The organism is Accumulibacter sp. (assembly GCF_036625195.1).
Taxonomy (GTDB): Bacteria; Pseudomonadota; Gammaproteobacteria; order Burkholderiales; family Rhodocyclaceae; genus Accumulibacter.
On record NZ_JAZKUG010000001.1, the window covers coordinates 3,932,312 to 3,953,806 of the forward strand.

At 69.4% G+C, this 21,495-nt stretch carries 18 protein-coding genes; 4 read left to right on the forward strand and 14 right to left on the reverse strand.

Going from position 1 to position 21,495, the window contains the following annotated elements:
- Window positions 1–7: 7 nt before the first annotated feature.
- The 6 genes from V5B60_RS17260 to V5B60_RS17285 all read right to left on the reverse strand — a co-directional run bounded on the left by V5B60_RS17260 (window position 8) and on the right by V5B60_RS17285 (window position 6,646).
- The gene (locus V5B60_RS17260; protein ID WP_332348574.1) at window positions 8–2,203 is read right to left on the reverse strand and encodes a YgiQ family radical SAM protein; all 2,196 of its coding nucleotides are present in this window, start codon (window positions 2,201–2,203) and stop codon (window positions 8–10) included.
- A gap of 66 nt (window positions 2,204–2,269) precedes the next feature.
- A complete protein-coding gene (locus V5B60_RS17265) occupies window positions 2,270–2,875 on the reverse strand; it encodes a PqiC family protein (RefSeq protein WP_332348576.1) in 606 nt (201 codons plus the stop codon).
- Window positions 2,872–4,557 carry an intermembrane transport protein PqiB gene (locus V5B60_RS17270; protein WP_332348578.1) on the reverse strand — a complete coding sequence of 562 codons (1,686 nt, stop codon included), beginning with the start codon at window positions 4,555–4,557 and terminating at the stop codon, window positions 2,872–2,874. The genes V5B60_RS17265 and V5B60_RS17270 overlap by 4 nt, the downstream gene beginning before the upstream one ends.
- Window positions 4,550–5,191: a paraquat-inducible protein A gene (locus V5B60_RS17275; protein ID WP_332348580.1), complete on the reverse strand. Its 642-nt coding sequence runs from the start codon at window positions 5,189–5,191 to the stop codon at window positions 4,550–4,552. The genes V5B60_RS17270 and V5B60_RS17275 overlap by 8 nt, the downstream gene beginning before the upstream one ends.
- Complete coding sequence (locus V5B60_RS17280; protein ID WP_332348582.1) at window positions 5,188–5,877, reverse strand: paraquat-inducible protein A; 690 nt, start codon at window positions 5,875–5,877, stop codon at window positions 5,188–5,190. Before V5B60_RS17280 ends, V5B60_RS17275 begins: the two co-directional genes overlap by 4 nt.
- A 22-nt stretch (window positions 5,878–5,899) precedes the next feature.
- Window positions 5,900–6,646 (reverse strand): hypothetical protein, encoded by a 747-nt coding sequence (locus V5B60_RS17285; protein ID WP_332348584.1) that lies wholly within the window; start codon window positions 6,644–6,646, stop codon window positions 5,900–5,902.
- A gap of 636 nt (window positions 6,647–7,282) precedes the next feature.
- On the opposite strand from V5B60_RS17285, the gene V5B60_RS17290 reads away from it, so the two are divergent.
- Window positions 7,283–8,056: a tetratricopeptide repeat protein gene (locus V5B60_RS17290; RefSeq protein ID WP_332348586.1), complete on the forward strand. Its 774-nt coding sequence runs from the start codon at window positions 7,283–7,285 to the stop codon at window positions 8,054–8,056.
- Window positions 8,057–8,097: 41 nt separating this feature from the next.
- On the forward strand, window positions 8,098–9,330 hold the full coding sequence (locus V5B60_RS17295; protein WP_332348588.1) for a CHAT domain-containing protein: 1,233 nt from the start codon (window positions 8,098–8,100) through the stop codon (window positions 9,328–9,330).
- A gap of 153 nt (window positions 9,331–9,483) precedes the next feature.
- Here V5B60_RS17295 and V5B60_RS17300 read toward each other — a convergent pair whose 3' ends face one another.
- The 3 genes from V5B60_RS17300 to V5B60_RS17310 are packed head-to-tail and all read right to left on the reverse strand — an operon-like array spanning window position 9,484 to window position 10,342.
- Entirely contained in the window at window positions 9,484–9,873 is a 390-nt protein-coding gene (locus V5B60_RS17300; protein WP_332348590.1) for a HepT-like ribonuclease domain-containing protein, read from the reverse strand.
- Window positions 9,870–10,160 carry a nucleotidyltransferase family protein gene (locus V5B60_RS17305; protein WP_034940175.1) on the reverse strand — a complete coding sequence of 97 codons (291 nt, stop codon included), beginning with the start codon at window positions 10,158–10,160 and terminating at the stop codon, window positions 9,870–9,872. Before V5B60_RS17305 ends, V5B60_RS17300 begins: the two co-directional genes overlap by 4 nt.
- A complete protein-coding gene (locus V5B60_RS17310; RefSeq protein WP_332348593.1) occupies window positions 10,157–10,342 on the reverse strand; it encodes a hypothetical protein in 186 nt (61 codons plus the stop codon). The genes V5B60_RS17305 and V5B60_RS17310 overlap by 4 nt, the downstream gene beginning before the upstream one ends.
- A 440-nt stretch (window positions 10,343–10,782) precedes the next feature.
- Between V5B60_RS17310 and V5B60_RS17315 the strand changes: the two genes are divergently transcribed.
- Window positions 10,783–10,989 (forward strand): hypothetical protein, encoded by a 207-nt coding sequence (locus V5B60_RS17315; protein WP_332348595.1) that lies wholly within the window; start codon window positions 10,783–10,785, stop codon window positions 10,987–10,989.
- A gap of 104 nt (window positions 10,990–11,093) precedes the next feature.
- On the opposite strand, the gene V5B60_RS17320 is transcribed toward V5B60_RS17315, so the two are convergent.
- From V5B60_RS17320 to V5B60_RS17330, 3 genes are all read right to left on the reverse strand, one after another.
- Window positions 11,094–15,182 (reverse strand): translocation/assembly module TamB domain-containing protein, encoded by a 4,089-nt coding sequence (locus V5B60_RS17320; RefSeq protein WP_332348597.1) that lies wholly within the window; start codon window positions 15,180–15,182, stop codon window positions 11,094–11,096.
- A gap of 25 nt (window positions 15,183–15,207) precedes the next feature.
- The gene (locus V5B60_RS17325; RefSeq protein ID WP_332348599.1) at window positions 15,208–16,914 is read right to left on the reverse strand and encodes an autotransporter assembly complex protein TamA; all 1,707 of its coding nucleotides are present in this window, start codon (window positions 16,912–16,914) and stop codon (window positions 15,208–15,210) included.
- 214 nt (window positions 16,915–17,128) lie between these two features.
- Window positions 17,129–17,380, reverse strand: coding sequence for a hypothetical protein (locus V5B60_RS17330; protein WP_332348601.1), 252 nt, complete (start codon window positions 17,378–17,380; stop codon window positions 17,129–17,131).
- A 347-nt stretch (window positions 17,381–17,727) separates the two neighbouring features.
- Between V5B60_RS17330 and V5B60_RS17335 the strand changes: the two genes are divergently transcribed.
- Window positions 17,728–18,315 carry a DUF2062 domain-containing protein gene (locus V5B60_RS17335; RefSeq protein ID WP_332348603.1) on the forward strand — a complete coding sequence of 196 codons (588 nt, stop codon included), beginning with the start codon at window positions 17,728–17,730 and terminating at the stop codon, window positions 18,313–18,315.
- Between the two features lie 50 nt (window positions 18,316–18,365).
- On the opposite strand, the gene V5B60_RS17340 is transcribed toward V5B60_RS17335, so the two are convergent.
- Both V5B60_RS17340 and V5B60_RS17345 read right to left on the reverse strand, forming a co-directional pair.
- On the reverse strand, window positions 18,366–19,577 hold the full coding sequence (locus V5B60_RS17340) for an MFS transporter (RefSeq protein ID WP_332348605.1): 1,212 nt from the start codon (window positions 19,575–19,577) through the stop codon (window positions 18,366–18,368).
- 280 nt (window positions 19,578–19,857) lie between these two features.
- Complete coding sequence (locus V5B60_RS17345) at window positions 19,858–21,474, reverse strand: NAD(P)/FAD-dependent oxidoreductase (RefSeq protein ID WP_332348607.1); 1,617 nt, start codon at window positions 21,472–21,474, stop codon at window positions 19,858–19,860.
- Window positions 21,475–21,495: the final 21 nt, after the last annotated feature.

The window sequence follows — 21,495 nt, forward strand, 5'->3', positions numbered from 1 at the left end:
CCGGAGCTCATTTCACCGGCAGCGCGCCGGCCGACCTCGGCCTGGCCGGCCTCGACTTCAGCGGCACGGTGCGCGGCGCCCCGCTGCCGTGCGGCTGCATGTAGGGCACCAGGTGCTGGCGACCGTTGCCGATCAGGTCGGCACGCCCCATCCGCCGCAGCGCTTCGCGCAGCAGCGGCCAGTTGTCGGGATCGTGGTAGCGCAGAAAGGCCTTGTGCAGGCGGCGCTGGCGGGCACCGCGAGCGGTTTCGACGCTGCCGGAAGCGTGCCCCACCCGGTGCAGCGGGTTGCGCCCGCTGTGATACATGGCAGTGGCGAGCGCCATCGGCGTCGGCAGGAAGGTCTGCACCTGATCGAGACGGAAGTTGTTGCGCTTCAGCCAGAGGGCGAGACGGAGCATGTCATCGTCGCTGGTCCCGGGATGCGCGGCGATGAAGTAGGGAATCAGGTACTGCTCCTTGCCGGCTTCCTGCGAGAACTTCTCGAACATCTGCCGGAACTGCTCGTAGGAGCCCATTCCGGGCTTCATCATGTGCGCCAGCGGTCCCTCCTCGGTATGTTCGGGGGCGATCTTGAGATAGCCGCCGACATGGTGCCGGACCAGTTCGCGGACGTAGGCCGGATCGCGCACGGCGAGGTCGTAGCGCAGGCCGGAGCTGATCAGGACCTTCTTCACACCCGGCAGCGCGCGCGCCTTGCGGTAGAGCTGCAGCAACGGCGTGTGGTCGGTATCGAGGTTCTCGCAGATGCCGGGGAAGACGCAGGAGAGCCGGCGGCAGGCCGCCTCGATCTGCCGGTCCTTGCACGCCAGGCGGTACATGTTGGCCGTCGGTCCGCCGAGATCGGAGATGATGCCGGTGAAGCCGGGCGTGCGCTCGCGGATCTCCTCGATCTCGTGCAGGATCGACTGCTCGGAGCGGCTCTGGATGATCCGGCCCTCGTGCTCGGTGATCGAACAGAAGGTGCAGCCACCGAAGCAGCCGCGCATGATGTTGACCGAGAAACGGATCATCTCGAAGGCCGGAATCCTTGCCTCGCCGTAGGCCGGATGCGGCCGCCGCTGGAACGGTGCGGCGAAGACGCCGTCGATCTCGGCCGTGCTCAGCGGCAGCGGCGGCGGGTTGAGCCAGACGTCGCGCTCGCCGTGCGCCTGCACCAGCGCCCGCGCGTTGCCCGGGTTCGACTCGAGGTGCAGGACGCGCGAGGCATGGGCATAGAGCACCGGGTCGGCCGCCACCTGCTCGTAGGACGGCAGGCGGATCGCCGTCCGCGCGCGGTCGAGCTTCGGCATCCGTGCATGCGATTGCCGGTGCCACTGGACGACACGGGCGCCGCCGGCCGCCTCTTCGCCCACCTGGTCGCTCACCTCGCCAGCACTCCCGCCGCAGGGCGAGCCCGCAGCACCGGCGACGGTCATGGCATAGGGATCGGCGTGTCGGATCAGCACCCCGGGCGTGTCGACCGTCGTCGAATCGATCTCGCGCCAGCCCTCGCCCGGCAGCCAGCCACGCGGCACCATGAAGGCGCTGCCGCGCAGGTCGCGGATGTCGCCGACCCTCTCGCCGGCTGCCAGGCGGTGTGCCAGTTCGACCACCGCCCGTTCGGCGTTGCCATAGAGCAGCAGGTCGGCCTTCGAATCGGGCAGCACCGAGCGTCGGACCTTGTCCGACCAGTAGTCGTAATGGGCGATTCGCCGCAGGCTGGCCTCGATCGAGCCGATCACCACGTTGCTGCCGGGAAAGGCCTCGCGACAGCGTTGTGCATAGACGACCAGTGCCCGGTCCGGCCGCCGGTTGGCCTCGCCATGCGGCGTGTAGGCATCGTCGGAGCGCGGTTTGCGGTCGGCGGTGTAGCGATTGACCATCGAGTCCATGTTGCCGGCGGTGACGCCGAAGAACAGGTTCGGCCGGCCGAGGGCGCGAAAGGCTGCCGCCGACCGCCAGTCCGGCTGGCTGATGATGCCGACGCGAAAACCCTGTGCCTCGAGCAGGCGGCCGATCAGCGCCATGCCGAAGCTCGGGTGATCGACGTAGGCGTCGCCGGTGACGAGGATGATGTCGCACGAGTCCCAAGCGAGTGCGTCGATCTCGCTGCGCGACATCGGCAGGAAGGGCGCGATACCGAAACGGCTGGCCCAATGCTTGCGCCAGGAGAAGAGGCCGCGCGGGGCGGCGGCAGGGTCTGTTGCGTGCGGGGCGTTCATGGGGCGCCGATTCTACAGCAAGCTCCAGCGCTCGCCGCCAGGCGCCGCGTCGCCCCGCGTCGCGGGTCAGCGGCCAGCCGCGGCGCGAATCGCCGCCGCGATGTCTTGACTCAGTCCGGCCAGCGCCCGACTGTGCGCCGCCGCCAGCGCCTCGTAGTCGCCGCCCTCGCCCGCCGCCACCGTCTCGCGCAGCGTACTGCGGCCGCTCGTCGCGGCACTGCCGGCCGCCGTCCGACGAACGACCCAGACGGCATCGAGAACGACCCCCTGGCCGCGGATCGACTCGAAGCGCTGGATGTCCACGCCCACCCGGTACGCCGGATCGAAGCTCGCCGCCAGCGGCCCGCTGACAACCCGCGATGTGCCGAGCAGGACGGCGAGATCCTCCGCCAGCGTGCGCGCGATGCTCGCTGACAGCGGCGCCGCCCAGCGATGGAACTCGTCGATCAGCACCCGGTTGCTTGCCAGGTGAACGACGAACTGCGGTCGGTCCACTGCCGCCGGAATGGCGACGCTGTCGATCGCCACCACCTCGCTCGGCACGCTGCTTGCCGCGTCGGGGACGGCCGTCGCCGCCAGCACATAGAAGCGTGACGCCGGCGACGCGCAGCCAGCCAGCGCCACGGCCACGGCGAGTGCGGCGATGCCTGCTGCCGCGTGCACCTTGCTCATTCCTGGGTCTCCTCGCTCTTGCCGCGCAGCAGCGCCTCCGGATGACGCTCGAGATAATCGGCCAGCACGCGGATCGACTGCGCCGCGCGCCGTACCTCGACAATCGTGGCCTGCAACTCGCTCATCGTCTGCGAGTCCGGAGCGAGCGCCTTGCCGGCGCCGTCGAAGGTACGCTCGGCTGCCGCCAGCGTGCGCCGCCCGTCGGCCAGGGTCTTCGCCAGTTCGGGGCTGAGTTCGCCGTCCCAGCGCCTGACGAGGGCATCGACATCCTGCAGCGTCTTCGCCAGCGCCGCCAGCGACTGTTGCAGATCCTTGCCGATCGCCGCCAAGGGCATGCCCTCGATCTTCGTCAGGATGCTCGTCAGGCGGGCCTCGATGTCGGTGAAACTGCCCTTGACCGCCGGGAACACCGGCGGGTCGCTGCGCCAGTCGATGCTCGCCGGCGACGCCGTCGGAATGTAGGTGAGCGCGACGTAGAGCTGACCGGTGAGCAGGCTGCCGGTCTGCAGCTGCGCGCGCAGACCACGCGCCACCAGCCGGTTCATCAGCTCGTGCCGCATCTCGGGGGTGATTGCCGTTCTGCCGCCGGTCAGCACCTGCGGGTCCGCCATCATGTCAAGGAAGCGCTGCGGATACGCCGCCACCAGCACGCGCGCGCGGATCGCGACGTCCTTCTTCTGCCGCTTCGCATCCAGCCGTACCGAGACGACCTCGCCAATCGGCATGCCGAGGAAGGTCATCGGCGCGCCCACCGCCAGCCCGCGCACCGATTCGTCGAAATAGAGGACGTACTGCAGCGAACCGCGTTCGGGCGCCTTCATCGCCGTGAGCTGGTCATCAAACAGCTTGAACACCGTGTCCACCGCTGCCGGATCGGCGTCGGCGTTCTCGGGCGGCGTGTCAAAGGCGAGGCCGCCGATGAGGATCGAGGTCAGCGACTGCGTGCGCACGTCGAGACCGTCGGCGTCGAGCGAGAAGTCGAGTCCGCTCGCCTGCCAGAAGCGGGTCTCGGCCTTGACGTAGCGGTCGTAGGGCGCATTGACGAAGACCCGGATCGTCAGCCCACGACCGTCTTCGTCGAGTGCGTACGATGCCACCTGGCCGACCTGAAGCCGCCGGAAGTAGATCGGTGTGCCGAAGTCGAGCGACCCCAGGTTGCTCGCCTGCAGCCGGAAATAGCGCCCCTGCGCGGTGCTGGCGACGACCGGCGGTACCTCGAGCGCGGTAAAGGAGCGCAGCCGCTCGCTGCCGCTACCGATCTGCATGCCGATGTACGAACCGGACAGCAGCGTGCCGAGACCACTGACGCTGCCGCCGGCGATGCGCGCGCGGACGACCCAGAAGGCCGTGCCATCGACCAGCCAGTCGCGCGCCTCGGGCGCCATCTGCACACTGGCGAGGATGCGCTGCCGGTCGGGCGACACTTTCAGCGATTCGATGCGGCCGACGTCCACCCCGTTGTACTTTACCGTCGTCTTGCCGGCCTCGAGTCCTTCCGCCGAGCTGAAGCTGATCTCCACCGTCGGCCCCTCGGCGAGCAGTTTCTGCACGGCGATCCAGCCGCCGAGCAGCGCGGCGATGATCGGGATGATCCACACCGCCGACAGGCGGCCGCGTTTTCTTGCCGTCACCTGCGCCAGCGGCACTTCGGAATGCTGCTGCGCGTCGTGCTGCTCAGCCATGCGCCTGCTTCTCCTGTTGCGGCAGATCCCAGATCAGCCGCGGGTCGAAACTGTTGACTGCCACCATCGTCACCACCACGACGGCGGCGAAATAGATCACGCCGGCGCCCGGTTCGACCCACATCAGCGGCTGCAACTGGATCAGCGCGACGACGAAGGTGTCGACGAAAACGTCGAGCATCGACCAGCGACCGATGAACTTCAGCAGCCGATAGAGGCGAACGCGCTGCTCGTTCGAGCGCACCGATCCGCGCTGCACCGTCAGCAGCAGGTAGGCGAGCGCGATCAGCTTGCCGAGCGGGATGGTGACGCTGGCGACGAAGACGACGATCGCCAGCGGCCACGAGGTCGGCGACCACAGTTCGACGACGCCCTGCATGATCGTATCGCTGACCGCGCCAAGCGGCGTGTTGGTCGTCATCACCGGCAGCAGGTTGGCCGGAATGTAAAGCAGCAGCGCGGCAATGGTCAACGCCCAGGTCCGCTCGATGCTCGCCGGCCGGCGGCCGTGCAGCCGCTCGCCGCACCGCGGGCAGGAGGCCGCGCCGGCAGGCACGGGCAAGCGCACGACGAGGCCGCAGACTTCGCAGCCGGCGCAGCCCTGCGACAGCGCACTCGCCCCGGCGGAGTTCATCGCATCGCCTCGGCGCCGCCAGCCGCGCCACCGGCGGCCCACTCGATGCGCTGCCAGGCGACACGCGGATCGAAGGCCGCCGCCATCGCCGCCAGCAGGAAGACCAGCGAACCGAGGACGAACAGCGCCAGCCCGGGAATCACCGTTGCCAGTTCGGCGATCTTGATCAGCGCCACGAGAACGCCGAGGAGCATGATCTCGATCATGCTCCATTCGCGCACGAACTCGTAGCCGTGCAGCAGCGTCGCCACCCAGTGCGGCGCCGGCGGCCGGCGCACGGCGAGAACCACCAGCAGCAGGCAGCCGATCTCCAGCGCCGGCGCGATGACGGCGGCGAAGAGGACGAGCATCGCCACCACCTGGCTGCCTTCGCGCCACATCGCGATGACGCCACCCAGCACGGTGGTGAACGCTTCGCGGCCGGCAACCGAGAGACCGAGCATCGGCACGAGGTTGGCGATCAGCAGCAGGATCGCGGCAGCCAGCGCCAGCGCCAGCGTCCGTTCGAGCGAGTCCGGCTTGTGCCGGCAGAGCGGTGCCCGGCAGCGCGCACAGCACGCGGCATGGTGCAGCGGCAGGGGCGGCAAGCGTTGCAGCAGGTCGCAATCGGGGCAGGCGAGCAGGGTCCCCCCAGCGGCGCTGGCGGTCGCCGCTGTCGCTGCCGCCGGCACGCCCTCGCCGGCCATCACGCGGCCTCCACGCGCGCCATCATGACGCCAGCTGCTGCAGGGCGGCGCGCAGCGGCGCGTCGGAAACGCCGATGAAGCCGTGGTAGGGCTGGTCCAGCTCGAGGATCAGGAAGATGGCCGCCGCGATCGACAGCGACACCAGCAGATTGACGACGACGATGGTCACGCTCGCCGGCGCGAAGAGGTTGATGCCGAAGCTGATGATCACCAGCCAGAGGAGCAGCACGATGAGCAACGGAACGGTCGTCGTGCTGCCACTCTCGCTGCTCGCCAGGCCGCCGGCATGCGCCAGCTCGCTCGTCAGCTGCAGCGCCCTGGCGCGCGCCGCCTGCTCGGCCGCGCCCGCCGGGGCGAGCGCCCGCAGCGTCCGCTCGAGCGGGTGATAGCCGCGCGCATCGCTCGCCGGCGACGGTGCATGCTGCCACAGGCGGTCGACCTCGGCCGAGACCAGCGCGCGCAACTGGGCGCGTGCCGCATCGCCCGCCGGACCGAGTTCGCGCAGGCTGGCGTCGATGCCGACGATCTGCGCGGCGGTCGTCGCGACCGAGCGCGAAACGGCATCGAAGGACTGCATCTTGGCGGAGATGATCAGGCTCATCAGCAGCGCCGCCAGCGTCGACAGGAAGCCGATGCCGATGCGCACCATCCACTTCGTGTCCTCGTCGAGATGGCGGCCCGGCAACCGGTCACGCAGGAACGTGCCGGCGAGCCCGCCCGCGAGCACCGCCAGGGCGACGAGCGAAGCGACGACGAGCGGGCTGATCATTCGGGCCCTGCGCACGTCGGCACGGTCATCGTCTGCTTGTCGATGGACACGCTGGCTCCTCCTGGCATTCTGAGCACTGGCAAGTCGCCTCCGCCTGCCGCGGCGCGGGCAGCGACCGTACGGTCACGACTGTCGCGCCACCCTGATCATGCAAGTCGTGACCGTTGCCCCCATCCCCGGCCCTTCTCCCGCGCCGAGGAGAAGGGAGATTCCTGAGTCGCTGACGCGACGCTTGCGGCAGGCGGATTCTACACCCTTGCCGCGCCCCGCTGGCTGCCGTCGCGTCACAGGAGCAGGCAAGGTGCCGCCACGACTCGCCACCCAGCTTCAACCCAAAGACACGCCATCCGAGAGCGCACACCGAATCGCGAGATACTGCAGTAGCCAGTGTTTCACTCGGTCTCCGTTAGTGGTGGGGAAACCCGACCGGGCCGGTCAGATCCGGGGGCCACCAGCGAAGCCGGTCAGTCGAGACGAACGGTCATCACTGTCGAGACACCCCTGGTGATGAAAGTCATGACCGCTTCCGCTCGCCGGCTCCTCTCCGACATTCGCGCGGGAGACGGGCGAACTCGCCCGATCCTTCCGGGCGGCGGCCCGATCGCTGTCGGCTGACGCAGGCTCTCGGTCGCCCCGGTGCACAGGTGCCGCAGGTCGAGCGTAGTCCGCGACTCATCCACGGCGCCACCTCTCAAGGCTCTTGGCCCCGAGCATCCGGACACCGCGACCTCGCTCAACAACCTCGCGGCGCTGTACCAGTCCATGGGCCGCACCGACGAGGCGCTGCCGCTCTACCAGCGCACGCTGGCGATCAGCGAAAAGGCCCTCGGCCCCGAGCATCCGGGCACCGCCTTCCCGCTCAACAACCTGGCGGGGCTGTACCAAGCCATGGGCCGCCACGACCAGGCGCTGCCGCTCGAACAGCGCGCGCTGGCGATCCTCGCCCGCCACGGCCAGAGCCCCGTCGAACTCGCGATGTCTCAGGGCAACCTCGCCGAGTTGTACGCCCGCCTCGACCAGCCACCCGTCGCGATCTTCTACGGCAAGCAGTCGGTCAACGGTTTCCAGACGCTGCGCGCCAACCTCACCCGCCTCGACAAGGATCTCCAGGAAGGATTCCTGAAGAAACACGAGGCGTACTACAGCCGCCTCGCCGGCTGGCTGATCGACGCCGGACGCCTCGCCGAAGCGCAGCAGGTCACCACGATGCTCAAGGAACAGGAACTGTTCGAACTCGTCCGCCGCGACGCGGCGTCCGACCCGCGCACCTCGCAGGCCAGCCTGACCGGCTTCGAGCCCGGTTTCGCCCGGCAGTTCGACACCCTCGCCAGCCAGCTCGCCAGCGCCGGCCGCCGCCTCGAGGAACTCGAGCGCAAGGCCCGCCACGAACCGCTGACCGCTGACCGCTGACCGCTGCCGAGCAGACGCGCAGGAGCAAGTACGAAACCCAGTTGGCCGCCGGCCGGAAGGCCTTCGAACGCTATCTCAGCGAACTCGAGGCCGCCTTCTCCAGGCTCGACAGCGAGCGGCGCAAGGACATCGAACGGCTCAACGTCGCCGAGGCTGAAGCCCTCCAGGGCTCGCTCGACGAACTCGGCCACGGCGCCGTCCTGGTGCACTATGTGGTCCTCGACGACGCGCTGAAGATCATCCTCACCACCCCCCGGCTGCAGCGCGGCTACACGGTGAACGTCGGACGAAAGCCACTCAACCAGGCGATCGAGCAACTGCGCAAGGGCATCGAAGGCCGCCGCGACGTCGCCCAGCCCGCCCGGCAACTCCACGACTGGCTGATCGCGCCGCTCGCCGCCGACCTGCAGGCCAGCGGCGCGCGGACGCTGATGGTCGCGCTGACCGACGCCCTGCGCTACCTCCCCTTCGCCGCGCTGCACGACGGACAGTCCTGGCTCGCCGAGCGCTACGCGCTGGCGCTCTATACCGAGGCCGCCCGCCAGAACATCGGCAAGGCGCCGATCGCCCAGTGGCAGTTGCAGGCCTTCGGGCTCACCCGCAAGGTCGAAGGCTTCCCGGCGCTGCCGGGCGTCGGCGCCGAACTCGCGGCCATCGTCGGTCCGTCCGGCCTGCCGGGGCGCATCCGGCTCGACGGGGAGTTCACCGCCGATTCCTTCAAGGGGGCGGTAAACGGCCGCCCGCCGGTCCTGCACGTCGCCAGCCACTTCGTCTTCCGCCCGGGCACCGAGGTCGACAGCTTCCTGCTGCTCGGTGACGGCAGCCGGCTCTCGCTCGCCGACCTCAAGGCCTACAGCTTCCGCCAGCTCGACCTGCTCGCCCTCTCCGCCTGCGAGACGGCGATGGGTGGCGGCCAGAACGAGAACGGCCGCGAGATCGAGGGCTTCGGCGCGCTGGCCCAGAAACGTGGCGCCGGCGCCGTCCTCGCGACGCTCTGGCCGGTCGCCGACGCCAGCACCGCACAGTTCATGCAGCAGTTCTACCGCAGCCGGCAGGGCCAGCCCGGGACGACCAAGGCCGCCGCCCTGCAGCAGGCGCAACGTGCGCTGATCGAGGGCCAGAGCGGTGGCGGCACGGCCGGCGGGGAGAGCGAGCGCCAGGCCATCCGCCTGAGTGCCGCCGCAGACCAGCAGAAGGCTCCGGTAGACCCCGCCCGGCCGTACGCCCACCCTTACTTCTGGGCACCGTTCGTGCTGATGGGCAACTGGTTGTGAGCACCGCGCGGCCAGAACGAGAGGCGCAGCAGGCCGGCAGCCGCTGTGTCACGCCGCGCGGTCCGGCCGCTGGCGATGGCGCCCCCACGGTCGCTCGGGTGTCTCGCCCGGGTCGATCGGGAGACCCACACGCTCAAGCGGTTTCCCGGTCATTCACGGATCGAGACCAACGTCGTGCCCATCACGCGGCAAATCCTGCGCCAGCGCCCGCACCTGCTGGTATAGGCTCGGAAGGTCCGTGTGGATCGTCCTCCAGACGATTTCCAGATCCACCTTGAAGTAGCCGTGCGCCACGGCATTTCGCATCTGGTAGGCGAAGGCCAGCGGCAGTTCGGGGTGAGCTGCCGCGAACTCGCGACAGTGGACCTCGATCTTGTGGCTGGCCTCGCCGATGATCTCCAGATTGCGGAGCACAGCGTCCTGGGCCATCTGGTTTTCCAGGAACGCCGCTTCTCCGATGTCCCCGGTATAGCGGCCGATACGCTCGATGGCCTGCAGGATGTGTCCGAGGTAGTCCGCCAGCCGTCGTTGGTGGTCGTTCATACGGGCAAGGCCTCAGCCAGAACGGTTGCCCGCAGCTTCTCGGGCAACGCTTTCGGCGTCAGCACGTCGACCGGAACGCCGAGCAGTTGCAGCAGTTCATGGCGGATCGCGCCAATGTCGAACAGCGTGGTTTCCGACGTCGGATCAACCAGGATGTCCAGGTCGCTAGCCTCGGTATCGTTGCCATGGACGACCGAGCCAAAAACCCTGGCATTGCAGGCGCGGTGGGATGCAACGACGCGGCGTATGGCCTCACGGTGGGAGGCGAGAGCCAGGGAAGGTTTCATGGTGGCACCGGTGGGTTGACGAGGAACGGATTGGCTTCGTTGAGGAAGACGGCGCAGTTGATGAGCGACAGCAGCATTTCTGGTCGGAATTCGCGGATGCCCTGGCGAATGGCGAACTTCTCGCAGCGCACGGCTTGGCGATCGACATCCAGCGGCTGGCAAGGGATCTTCGTCTCGCTCATCGCATTGCCGAAACGTCCATGTCAAACAACCCGACTTGCGGGCACAGAAACGCAGGGTCGCTTGTCCTGGGCGCTTGCCGGGGTAACCGGGCAACCGGTCAGATGCAAGACGGCGAGCCGGATCGCGGCGATACAGAAGTCGAACCTGTCAGAACGCATCGTGCAAAATGGATCCCGGGGGAAGATGGCAGAGTCATGAGTGCCGCGGTGCTGATGCGTATCGTACCAGAGACGTTGCGCACGAAAGGCTTGGTCTTGGTGGGTGAGACGACGAGCCCCGACGCCTTCGGATCGCTCCGCTGAACCGCTCCGGAAGGTGGCACCGGGACGTCCCTCGTTCTTCGGTAACGGGCTCTGCGCTGGGGTTTCCGCACCGTGCCGACAGGCTGCTAGAAGCCGATCCGCGACGCCGGGCTGGCTGCCGGCAAGCCGCGCCCGAAGTGAGCCGTATCGGCGGCATGGCACACCCGATCGGCCGCGCGGACGTCAGCCGGCTGTGTTTTCTCGCCCTCCGATTCGCCTGCCTGCTGCTGATCACCGTCTGTCTGTGGAGCTTCGCCGCAGCGGCGAGCTCAGAAGCGGCCGGCGCGCTGGCAGGCCTGCCGACCGGCGAGGAGACCGCCACTGGCGCGTCCTCCGACTCGTGATGGCGAGGCGCCCAACATCGCGCGTGTCGCCCCGCCGCCTGTGGGAACCGGTTGCGACGGCGCAGCGCCGTGCCGCCGGCACGCAGTGGCGGGAACGATCGCGGCTAACGCCCGAAACGATGGTTCCACAGCAGGTCGAAACCGGTATCGGTACCGGCGCGACCGACCAGCGACAGGTTCCGGCCCAGGTTGACGGTCAGCTTGACGACGCTGCCGGCGTTGCTCAGCGACTGGTCGTAGCTGATCAGCATCGTCGACGACAGACGCTTGCCGATGCTGACGATCTGGTCGGTGGTCGTGTCGCTGCTGCCGAAGCCGCTGCTGCTGGCAATGCGGCTGCTCAACGGTCGTCCGGAACCACTCAGCGTCCCCGAACTGATGCCGAACTGGTCGATTCCCAGTTGCCGCTGTACCGCCTTCAACGGTCCCCCGTCCTGGCCGCCGAGGATCGTCTGCGCTGCCGCCAGCAGCACCGACGAATCCTTTCCGCCCTGCTGGTCCAGGCCCTGTCCGAGCACCAGCCAGGAGAGTTTCTCGGCGTCCGGAACCTCCGGGTCGGAAACCAGGCGGACGATCGGCCGCCTGGCGGTACCGGTCACCTCGACGCCCGCCTCGACCGGCAGGTTGGCCCGCACCGCGCGAATGTTGAGTCCGGGGTTGTCGATCAGGCCGTGGAAATTGAGGATGCCGCGTTCGATCTCGAGCTTCTGCCCGTACGCGTCGAAGAGACCGTCGCGCGTGCGGATCGTCCCGGTCGCCCGCGGTATGCCGCTGCCGTCCGACTGGAGGCGCACCGAGCCGACGAGCCTGCTCTCGACTCCGGCGCCACGAAAATGGAAGTTCCGCCCAAGGTCCACCTCGAGGTCGACCGCCAGCAGCCGGAGCGGCGCTGCGTCCTTCTTCGCCGCGCCGCCGGCGCGCCTGACGACGACGTCGTCCGACAGCTGCGGCGCGCCCGCCTTCGCCAGTTGCCAGAAGCCCGCGTCGAAGCGAAGCTTGCCGGCGACGTCGAGCCTGCCGGCCGCGAGTTTCAGCTCGGCGGCGCCGGAAAGCAGCGTCCACTGGTCGGCACGCTGCGTCACGCCGAGGCGCTCGGCACGAACGTTGAGGACGCCGTCGTTGCTGCCGAGGCGCAGCTCGCCGCTCGCCTCGACCCGACCCGGCCGGCCGCTGAGGGCGGCGGCGTCGGTTCCCGGCGCGAGCGCCAGCGCACGCGGCATCGGCTGTTGCTCGCTGTCGAAGCTCATTTCCCTGACGTGCAGGCGCTGCTCGCCGTCGGCCCCGACGGCCAGTTCGAGCGACAGCGTGCCCCGTTCCAGGCGCATGCCCTGATCGAGCGCCCGCACGGCCAGCCGTTCGCCCCGCCACTCGCCGCTGACGCGCGGCTGCGCCGGGCTGCCGTCGAGCCGTGCCTCGCCGGCGACTTGCCCGCCGAGCTGCCAGCCGGCGCCAAGCAGCGGCCCGACCCACGCCAGGTCCGGCATGCTCAACCGCAGACGGCCGCGCCACGGCGCCGAACGGTCGATCAGGCTGGCGGCGGAACTCGTCGCGCTGAGCTCGCCGCTCACCTCGCCGAGTCGCTTGCCGCGCACTTGCAGCCGCAGGTCGATCTTGCCGTTGCCCGCCTGCAGGCTCAGGACCCCCTCCTCCAAGCCGAGCGGCAGCGCGCCGACCGCGAGATCGCCGCGCGCACGCCAGAGCCGCAGGCTGCCGCCCGGCACCCGCCGCGCAGCCACCGGGCCGGCCGCCCGGCCGCCGTTGCCGAGGTCCCACTCACCGTCGATGCGCAACGCTTCGCCCTCGACCGGCACCGCCGCTGCCGCCGCAGCGGCGAAGGCTTGCGGGAACTCGGCGAGCAGTGCCGCCACCGGCAGCGAGCGCAGGCTGCCGGTGGTCTGCCAGGCGCCGCCGTCGTAGCGCGCCCGCTGCAAGCGCGCCGACCAGTCGGCACCGGCGAAATCGCCCGGACCGGCACTGAAGCTGCCCGCGGCGATCTGCAGCGGCATCGCTGCCGCCAGGCGAAGCAAGTGTGGCGTTCGCCCGCCGGCAGCCGACAGGCTGAACTCCTGCAGCGCGCCGACCCAGACCGGCGCCGGGCTGTTCGGCTTGAGACCGCCTTCGAGCGCCAGCTCGACGGCGCGCCGTCCGGCAACCTCGCAGCGCCCGCGCAGGCGATGCCGGCTGCGCACACCGTCGGCCTCGAGCTGCAGCGCAGTCACCACCGCCTCACCGCTGGCCAGATCGACGCCGGCCAGTCGCAGGGTGCCGCCGAGCGCGCCGTGCTCACCGGCTGCGAGCCGAGCGTCGACATCGAGTCCGCGCAGCTGGCCGAGGCCGGGCCAGGCCAGTCGCTGCGACTGCAGGCTGGCGGACACCTCCGGCGCCCGCATGCTGCCGCCGACGACGATTTCGCCGGCAAGGTCGCCGCCCGGGCCGAGCGGATCGAGGCGCGGCGCCGCGATGCTCAAGCGCAGGCGCTCGCCGGGCGCCCCGAAGGCACCCTTCGCCAGCAGGCGGTTGGTGCCAACGCGCAGCTCGACATCGGCCTGGCGCAGGTGGCCCGGCGCCAGATCGATCTCGCCGCCACCGGCCAGCACCTCGCCGGCGAAGCGGCTGTCGCGAAACTGGAAGCCGAGGCGCAAGGCCAGTTGCGGCCTGCTGCTGCCACGCGCGGAGAACTCGGCGTTGATGCGCGCAGCCGGCAGCCTGGCGAAAAAGCGGCGCGGGTCGAATTCGCGCAACTGCCCCTGCAGCGCGAAGCTGCCGCTGCCCGCCAGAGCCACCGTGCCGCTGGCGCTGAGCCGCGCATCGCCGGCAGCAAGGCGCAGCCGTTCGACGGCGAGCTGCTCCGGATCGATCGCCAGCCTGGTGTCGAGGGCGAAGCGCGGGTCGCGCAGGTCGGCCTCGACGAGCTGCCGATGCAATCCGAGCGTGGCGCGCAACGGGCCAGTCAAGCGGGTGTTCTGCAGGCCGCCATGCAGTGCGGCGGCGTCGACCGCGCTCGCGGCGAGTGTCAGCGACAGCTCGGAGTCGTGCAGCGCGCCGCTGCCGCGCAACCGCCCGCCGCCCGCCAGACGCAGGTCGATGTCGCCCAGCCGCAACCCGTCCGCCGCCAGCGTCAGGCTGGCGGCCAGCGACTCGATCGGCAGCGACTCGCGATCGATCGCCCCCGGGCGACGGTTCACGGACCGCAGCCTGCCCTGCAGGGCAGGCGAAGAGTCCGCGCTTGGCAGCAGGTCGAGCTGCAGCTCGAAATCGGCGTGCGGCGCACCGGCGATCCACGCCGCCGGGTCGACGCCTGACAGCTTCAGCGCCGCGTCACCGATCGGCTGCGGCGCGAAAGGCGCGATGCGCGCACTGAGCTCGCCGGCGAAGTCGTCGGCTGCCACCGCCGCCAGCGGTCGCGCCGCACCGCGCACGACGAAGTCCTCGAGCGTTCCCTCGGCGCCGAGCTCGAAGCGCAGCGCCCGACCCGCGGCCTCGCCCTCGATGCCGGCCGTGGCCTGCAGTGCAAAGGGTCGCGCCGCGGCCAGTGTGGCGTCGCCGCCGAGTGCCAAGCCGCCCGCCCGGGCGCGCAGGCCGAGCAGCCGGTGCACGCCGCCGTCGCTCGCCAGCTCTGCCCGCAGCGACTCGGCGATCGTCGCCGCCTGGCCATCGGGATGGGCGTGGTCGCCGAGCTCGATGACGGCGATCTCGATCTTCTCGATGGCGACCGCCAGCGGCAGCTCGAGACTTTCCGGGACGACGACCGGATCGCTGCTCGTCGCCAGCGACACCCGCAAGCTGCCGGCGGCGAGCCGGCTGATGGTGAGGCGGGCGCGCAGCAGCTCGGCCGGTCGCCAGTCGAACTGCAGTTCCTGCACCTGGACATCGAGCGTCTCGCTGCGCCAGTGCAGCGACGCCAGGGTGAACGATGAAGCGAGGCTGCCGGCGGGCGCCGTGACGACGAGCTGCCCGCCAGCCAGTCTTTCGAGGAGCTGGCAGCTCAACCGCAGGCCGCCTTCGCTGCCGAGCAGCGCGGCAATGCCGGCCAGCACGAAGGACAGCACCGACAGCAGCACCAGCCAGCCGCGACGTCGACGCGGCGCTGCCGGCGGCGCGGCGTCCGCTGGCAGCGTGGTGTCCGCTGGCGGCGCCGCGCCCGCTGCCGATGTCGATACCGAGGATGGAGCCCTGTCGCTTTCCCGAGTCATCGTCGTCTGTCGCCGCCGTCGGTTGTCAGAAGGGGATGGCCAGCGAGAAGCCGAGACGCAGCGAGCTGTCCCGATGGCCGTAGGCGAGATCGATGCCGAGCGGCCCGGCCGGACTGCGCCAGCGCGCGCCGACGCCGTAACCCACCGCGAGGCTCATCGCCTGCAGGTCATCGACGGCGTTGCCGGCGTCGATGAAGGCAGCGGCTCCCCAGGTCGGCGTCAGCCAGTGCGTGTACTCGCCACTCAGCACCAGCAGGTAACGGCCGCCGACGATTGCCGACCCCTCTGGCACGCCGAGACTGAGGTAGGGGTAACCGCGCACCGAGTTGCTGCCACCGGTACGGAAGAGGAAATCCTGCGGAATCCCCTTTGACGATTCGGCGAAGGTCACCCCCAGCTCAGCGCGAAAGAGCAGCGCGTCACGGGCACCGAGCGGCACCCCCTGACTGTAGCGCAGGTAGCTGCGAACGAAGCTCTGGTCGGACAGCAGATGCTTGCTGCCACCACCGATCTGGAACTGCAATGACAGCCCTTCGGCCGGATCGAGCGGATCGGCCGCATGCCGCCACGTCCACCCACCCTGCAGCGTCAGGGCCTGGTTGGTGACCGCCTGTGCGCCCTGCGGCGCCTGCCGTTCGCTCTGCCAGTTGAGGCTCAACAGCTGCTCGACACTGCCCAGCTTCTGCACCCGCATCGCGCCGATGGCGAAGCGATGGAGTTCCAGGTTCTCGATGTCCGAATGTTCGACGACGGTGCCGACGCCATCACGCCGCTGCTGTTCGTCGGGCGGCAGGAAGACGTCGATGAAGCCCGACTGGCGCAGCTGTTCGATGCGGACGCCGGTCTGCAGCAGCCAGGCGCGACCGAGAAAGTCGCTGTTGCGGTAGGCAGCCTCGACACGCGCGCCGGTGTTGGTGCTGTAACCGGCGCCGAGCGTGATCTCGAAGGGTGCGCGCTCGCGCAACTGTACGAGCACCGGAGCCGTCACCCAACCTGCTTCGTCGGCAGCTTCGCCATCGCCATCGCTGCGCTGCAGGGCGACGTTCACCGACGAGAAGTAGGGCGTGCTCTGCAGCGCGGCCTGCAGCGCCAGCAGGCGATCCTCGCGGTACTCGTCGCCGGCTTTGACGGTCCGGTTGAAGCGTGCCACCAGCGCCGGATGATAGCGCTGCAGACCGCTGATCTGCAGCTCGCCGAAGCGGTAGCGTGGACCGGGATCGGCAACGACGACCAGGTCGACGCGCAGCGCTTCCGGATCGACCTCGGCGCTGCTCTGCTGCAGGCGCGCACCGGCGTGGTCGACGGCCAGCAGGCTGGCCAGCAGCGATTCCTTGGCCTCGTCCCAGTCGGCTTGGCGGAAAGGCTGGCCGACCTTGAGTTTCCAGCCGTCGACCAGCGCCTGCCGGCGTGCGGCATCGATCTCACCACTGATGTCGATGCGCACGCTGGCGATCAGCGCGCGTCCCCCGGGATCGACGACGACGAGCAGTTCCTCACCCTCGCGACGCAGGCTGACACGCGGCGAGAAGTATCCCTCGGTCGCCAGCAGCTTCTCGACCTCGCGCTGCATCCGGCGCGCGAACCCCACTTCGGCCGCCTGATCGGCGACGTCAGCCATCTCGAGGTGTTCTGCGAGCAGGGCACGCACGTCCTGCGGTGCGCGCAGGACGGGCAGCGCAGCCAGGACAGGCAGGGAGGGCAGCAGCGCTGCGAGGAAAAGGAAGATGCGCATGGAGGGCGCGTCGTTGACCGCCGAACGACTCGCGTCAACAGGAACGGGAAGGGATGACCAAGGATGTGAGCTGGCTGACAAGCAGCGAAACCCGGATCATCACTGCAAAGGACAGTCCTCCGCAAGGGGTCGAGGAGCAATGGGACACGATCCAGGGAAGGGACGCCTTGCTCGCGGGCATCAAGCATGCTGTCCCGATCACTCGATGCCGCATTCAGCGTCGGGCCAGCAACTCGACCACTTCAAGAACGATCCGCTGCAGGCTCCGGTTGCCCAGTGAGGCATTGCTGAGCTCGGGCGCGCCAGGCTTCCGCTTCTGGTTGTAGAGGTCGATGATCTGCTGCTTCGTCCAGCGCCTGATACTGATGCTCGGCACGATGAGCTCATGCTCGGGGTCGAAGAGGAACCCTTCGGCTGTGGCGTCGATGATGCGCCTGCGCTCCTCGCCGACAAGCTTCGTCTTCACCAATCTGGTCTCGAGTTGCGCCAGTGTTCTCGCGTAAACCAATCTGTCACCCAGGTCGACCAAGACAGGAAACTTTGGCAGTCGGATCAGATAGGCCATCGGCAATCAAAGGGCACGCGATCAAAGGGACAGAATACTAAACTCAACTGCTGCACCAAGCTCATCGTGTCAAGGTGCTGGCGCCGACAGCGGGCAACAGGCAGCCTCGGGAGTTGAATATACTGTCCCCGCAAATCAACACCCTGGCGACAGGCTGGAATTCTTTCTCCTGACGGTCTATTCTTGTTGCAGAAGCGCCCGCCCGACCCCTGCCGACCATCCTGCGGCGGCGCGACGGGGAAAGACCGATGCTCCTTGATCGCCTGACCCACCTGGTACCGACGCGCGAACAGCTCGCCAGCAAGCGCTGCCTGCGCTGGCTGGGCCCGCTGCTGCTCGATCCGCAACTCTGGCGCTGGTCGCGCCGCGGTGTCGCACGTGGCGTCAGCATCGGCGTCTTCTTCGGTCTGCTGATTCCGGTGGCGCAGATCCCGCTCGCCGTCATCACGGCGATCGCGCTGCGCGCCTGCGTCCCGGCGGCGGTGACCAGCACCTTCGTCACCAACCCGGTCACCTTCGCGCCGGTGTACTACGCCGCCTATCGCCTCGGGATGTGGATCACCGCCGACCCGGCAGCCGCGGGCGAGCAGCCCAACGTCGTCGCGAGCGAGGAAGAGACGGGTCTCTGGCAGAGTCTCGGCGACATCGGCTGGCCGCTGCTCGTCGGGCTGACGATCAGCGCCACGGTCGCCGCGCTGTGCTGCCACCTGACGATCCACCTCGTCTGGCGCTGGCTCGAACACCGCCGGCAGCAACGCGATGCGCAGCATCAGCGGCCGCGCGCTGGCACCGCCGAGGCGCTGACGACGAGCGAAAACCGGACACGGCAGGCCTGAAGCGGCCGATCGCCGGCAACGCGTCCCGGCCGCTGCCGTGCGCCTTTCCTTCAGGTTCCCGGGCGCGCGGCGCGCAGGCTACCGCCGAGATACCAGAGCCAAGCGCCGACCTGCAGCGCCAGCAGGACGCCGAAGGTTGCCTGGTAGGCATCGCGCGGGCTCAAGCCGCCGGCCTGCAGCGCATCGACGGCGGCGCCGAAACTCCACTGAATCGAGAACGCGCCGACGAACACCATCAGGTTGAGCGCGGTATTCACGCGCCCGGCCAGGCTGCCGGCATAGTGCTTCTGCAGCAGCGCATAGGCCAGGTTGCCGACCGAGAAGACGAAGCCGAGCGCAAACCACAGCGGCTCGCTGGGGCCGGTGCCGGTGACGATCAGCAGCGTCGCCAGCATGCCCAGGCCCATGCCGGTCTGCAGCACGCGTTCGGCGGAGACTCCGCGCGCGGTGAGCGGGCCGATGCCGAAGGCGATACCGAGGAAGCCGAGCAGCATGCCGAGGCTCATCAGCAGCAAGTGATGCGCCGCCGCCGCACGCGGCAGACCGGAAAAATTCATCAGCCACGGTACCGCCCACAGACCCTGCAGCGCCATGAAGCCGCCGACGATCAGTGCCGACTGGGGCGTGTAGCGCCAGAAGACGCGGCTGCGCAGGATATCGCGCAGCGCCGTGAGCTGCCGCAGCAGCGACTCGCCGGCCGCGCCGGCCGCAGGCTTGTCCGGGGTGCGCGAGATCAGCAGCGCGATGACGAGGCCGGCGGCGCCGAGGGCGACGAACACGGCACGCCACCCGAGAGCCGGTATCGCCCAACTCAGCGGCGTCGAAGCGGTCAGCGCGCCGAACCCGCCGGCGGCCATGATCGCCGCGTTGAGCGAGGCCTGGCGCTCGACGCCGAACCACTGGCCGAAGGCCTTGAACGACGCCATCAGGCACGCCGAGACGCCGAGGCCGATCAGGCCGCGCGCGACCGCGAGTTGCGGCAGCGTCTCGCCCAGCGCGAACAGGCCACAGCCGGCGGCGGCGATCAGCAGCAGGCCGGTCTCGACGCGCCGCGGCCCCCAGCGGTCGAGCGCAATGCCGAGCGGCAACTGCACGGCGCCGAAGGTCAGCAGGTAAGCCGAGGTCAGCAGGCCGAGGTCGGCGGCGGACACGCCGAGTTCGCGCGTCAGTTCCGGTGCGATCACGGCATTGACGTTGCGCACGAAGTAGGAGAAGTAGTAGCCCGCCGCGAAGGGCAGGAACACACGCAGCCAGGGATTCATCGCGAAAACACCGGTCAGAGCGATCAAGGAAACAGAGGCAATGCAGGACGCCGGGAACACGGAGAGTGTGCGGCATCGCGGCCGGTAGACGCAATCAGGGACTGCTGGCTGGCCGCCACACGCCGACGACTCATCCTGCCCGCAACGGTCTGTCCTCCGTGCTCGCCGTGGCCGCCGTCGCCACCTTGGCCAGATGTCGCGCCCGCCAACGTCCTGATTGCGGCCCTGATCACTCGCGCAACACCGCCCGACAGGCTTCATGAAACATGCCGCGACGTGCTCAGCCGCCGCCCTCCCCTGCCGCGAGAAGAGCGCGCGTCACCGCCTCGGCGACGCGGATGCCATCGATCGCCGCAGAGAGGATTCCGCCGGCGTAGCCGGCGCCTTCGCCGGCCGGATAGAGTCCGCGCAGACCGACGCTCTGGCAGTCGTCGCCACGCGTGATGCGCAGCGGTGACGAGGTGCGCGTCTCGACGCCGGTGAGCACCGCGTCGGGCATCGCGAAGCCCCGGATCTGGCGATCGAATGCCGGTAGTGCCTCACGGATCGCGGCGATCGCGTAGTCGGGCAGCGCGCCGGCAAGGTCGGTCAGGCGGACGCCGGGCTGATACGAGGGGATCACGCTGCCGAGCCGGGTCGATGGTCGACCGGCGAGAAAATCGCCGACGAGCTGCGCCGGCGCCTCGTAGGTGCCGCCGCCGAGCTCGAAGGCACGCGCCTCGAGCTGGCGCTGCAGTTCGATGCCGGCGAGCGGTCCGCCGGGGTAGTCGGCCGGGGTGATGCCGACGACGATGCCGGCGTTGGCGTTGCGCTCGTTGCGCGAGTACTGGCTCATGCCGTTGGTGACCACCCGCCCGGCCTCGGAAGTCGCGGCGACGACGGTGCCGCCGGGACACATGCAGAAGCTGTAGACCGAGCGGCCATTCCGACAATGATGGACCAGCTTGTAATCGGCGGCGCCGAGCGACGGGTGACCGGCGTGCGGCCCGAGACGCGCGCGGTCGATCAGCGATTGCGGGTGCTCGATGCGAAAACCGATCGAGAACGGCTTCGCTTCCATGCGGACGCCGGCGGCGTGCAGCATGGCGAAGGTGTCGCGGGCACTGTGCCCGAGCGCCAGGATGACATGCCGGGCGCGCAGTTCGCCGCCATCGGCGATGGTCACGCCGACGAGCTGGCCGTCGTCGATCAGCAGACCGCTGACCCGCTGCTGGAAGCGGACCTCGCCGCCGAGGCGCCCGATCTCATGGCGCATCCGTTCGACCATGCCGACGAGGCGGAAGGTGCCGATGTGCGGCTTGCTGACATGCAGGATCTCGGCCGGCGCGCCGGCCTTGACGAACTCCTCGAGCACCTTGCGCCCGTAATGCCTGGGATCGCGGATCTGGCTGTAGAGCTTGCCGTCGGAGAAGGTGCCGGCGCCGCCTTCGCCGAACTGGACGTTCGACTCGGGGTCGAGCTGCTTGCGGCGCCACAGCGCCCAGGTGTCCTGCGTGCGCTCGCGCACCGCCTTGCCGCGTTCGAGGACGATCGGACGGAAGCCCGCCTGCGCCAGGATCAGCGCGGCGAAGATACCCGCCGGACCGAAGCCGACGACGAGCGGCCGCTCATCCGGCTCGTCCGGCGCGTGGCCGACGAAGCGATAGCGCATGTCGGGCGTCGGTTGCAGGTGGCGATCGCCGGCCAGGCGGGCGACGACGATCGCTTCGTCGGCGAGCGCGACGTCGACGCTGTAGATGAAAGCCAGCGCACTGTTCTTGCGGGCGTCGTGGCTGCGCCGGAAGACGCTCAAAGAGCGGATGTCGGCCGGCTCGACGCCCAGGCGGGCGGCGACCGCCGCCGGCAGCGCGGCGGCATCATGGTCGATCGGCAGGCGGATTTCGCTGACTCGCAACATGCTGGGACGCCGGTCGCCGTT

Excerpts from the sequence above, each read along its gene's own strand:
- V5B60_RS17300 (WP_332348590.1), bottom strand. The coding sequence starts at position 9,873 with ATGAACGACCACCAACGACGGCTGGCGGACTACCTCGGACACATCCTG.
- V5B60_RS17265 (WP_332348576.1), bottom strand. The coding sequence starts at position 2,875 with ATGAGCAAGGTGCACGCGGCAGCAGGCATCGCCGCACTCGCCGTGGCC.
- V5B60_RS17340 (WP_332348605.1), bottom strand. The coding sequence starts at position 19,577 with ATGAATCCCTGGCTGCGTGTGTTCCTGCCCTTCGCGGCGGGCTACTAC.
- V5B60_RS17310 (WP_332348593.1), bottom strand. The coding sequence starts at position 10,342 with ATGAGCGAGACGAAGATCCCTTGCCAGCCGCTGGATGTCGATCGCCAA.
- V5B60_RS17305 (WP_034940175.1), bottom strand. The coding sequence starts at position 10,160 with ATGAAACCTTCCCTGGCTCTCGCCTCCCACCGTGAGGCCATACGCCGC.
- V5B60_RS17260 (WP_332348574.1), bottom strand. The coding sequence starts at position 2,203 with ATGAACGCCCCGCACGCAACAGACCCTGCCGCCGCCCCGCGCGGCCTC.
- V5B60_RS17345 (WP_332348607.1), bottom strand. The coding sequence starts at position 21,474 with ATGTTGCGAGTCAGCGAAATCCGCCTGCCGATCGACCATGATGCCGCC.
- V5B60_RS17270 (WP_332348578.1), bottom strand. The coding sequence starts at position 4,557 with ATGGCTGAGCAGCACGACGCGCAGCAGCATTCCGAAGTGCCGCTGGCG.
- V5B60_RS17320 (WP_332348597.1), bottom strand. The coding sequence starts at position 15,182 with ATGACTCGGGAAAGCGACAGGGCTCCATCCTCGGTATCGACATCGGCA.
- V5B60_RS17280 (WP_332348582.1), bottom strand. The coding sequence starts at position 5,877 with ATGGCCGGCGAGGGCGTGCCGGCGGCAGCGACAGCGGCGACCGCCAGC.
- V5B60_RS17275 (WP_332348580.1), bottom strand. The coding sequence starts at position 5,191 with ATGAACTCCGCCGGGGCGAGTGCGCTGTCGCAGGGCTGCGCCGGCTGC.
- V5B60_RS17325 (WP_332348599.1), bottom strand. The coding sequence starts at position 16,914 with ATGCGCATCTTCCTTTTCCTCGCAGCGCTGCTGCCCTCCCTGCCTGTC.
- V5B60_RS17335 (WP_332348603.1), top strand. The coding sequence starts at position 17,728 with ATGCTCCTTGATCGCCTGACCCACCTGGTACCGACGCGCGAACAGCTC.
- V5B60_RS17285 (WP_332348584.1), bottom strand. The coding sequence starts at position 6,646 with ATGATCAGCCCGCTCGTCGTCGCTTCGCTCGTCGCCCTGGCGGTGCTC.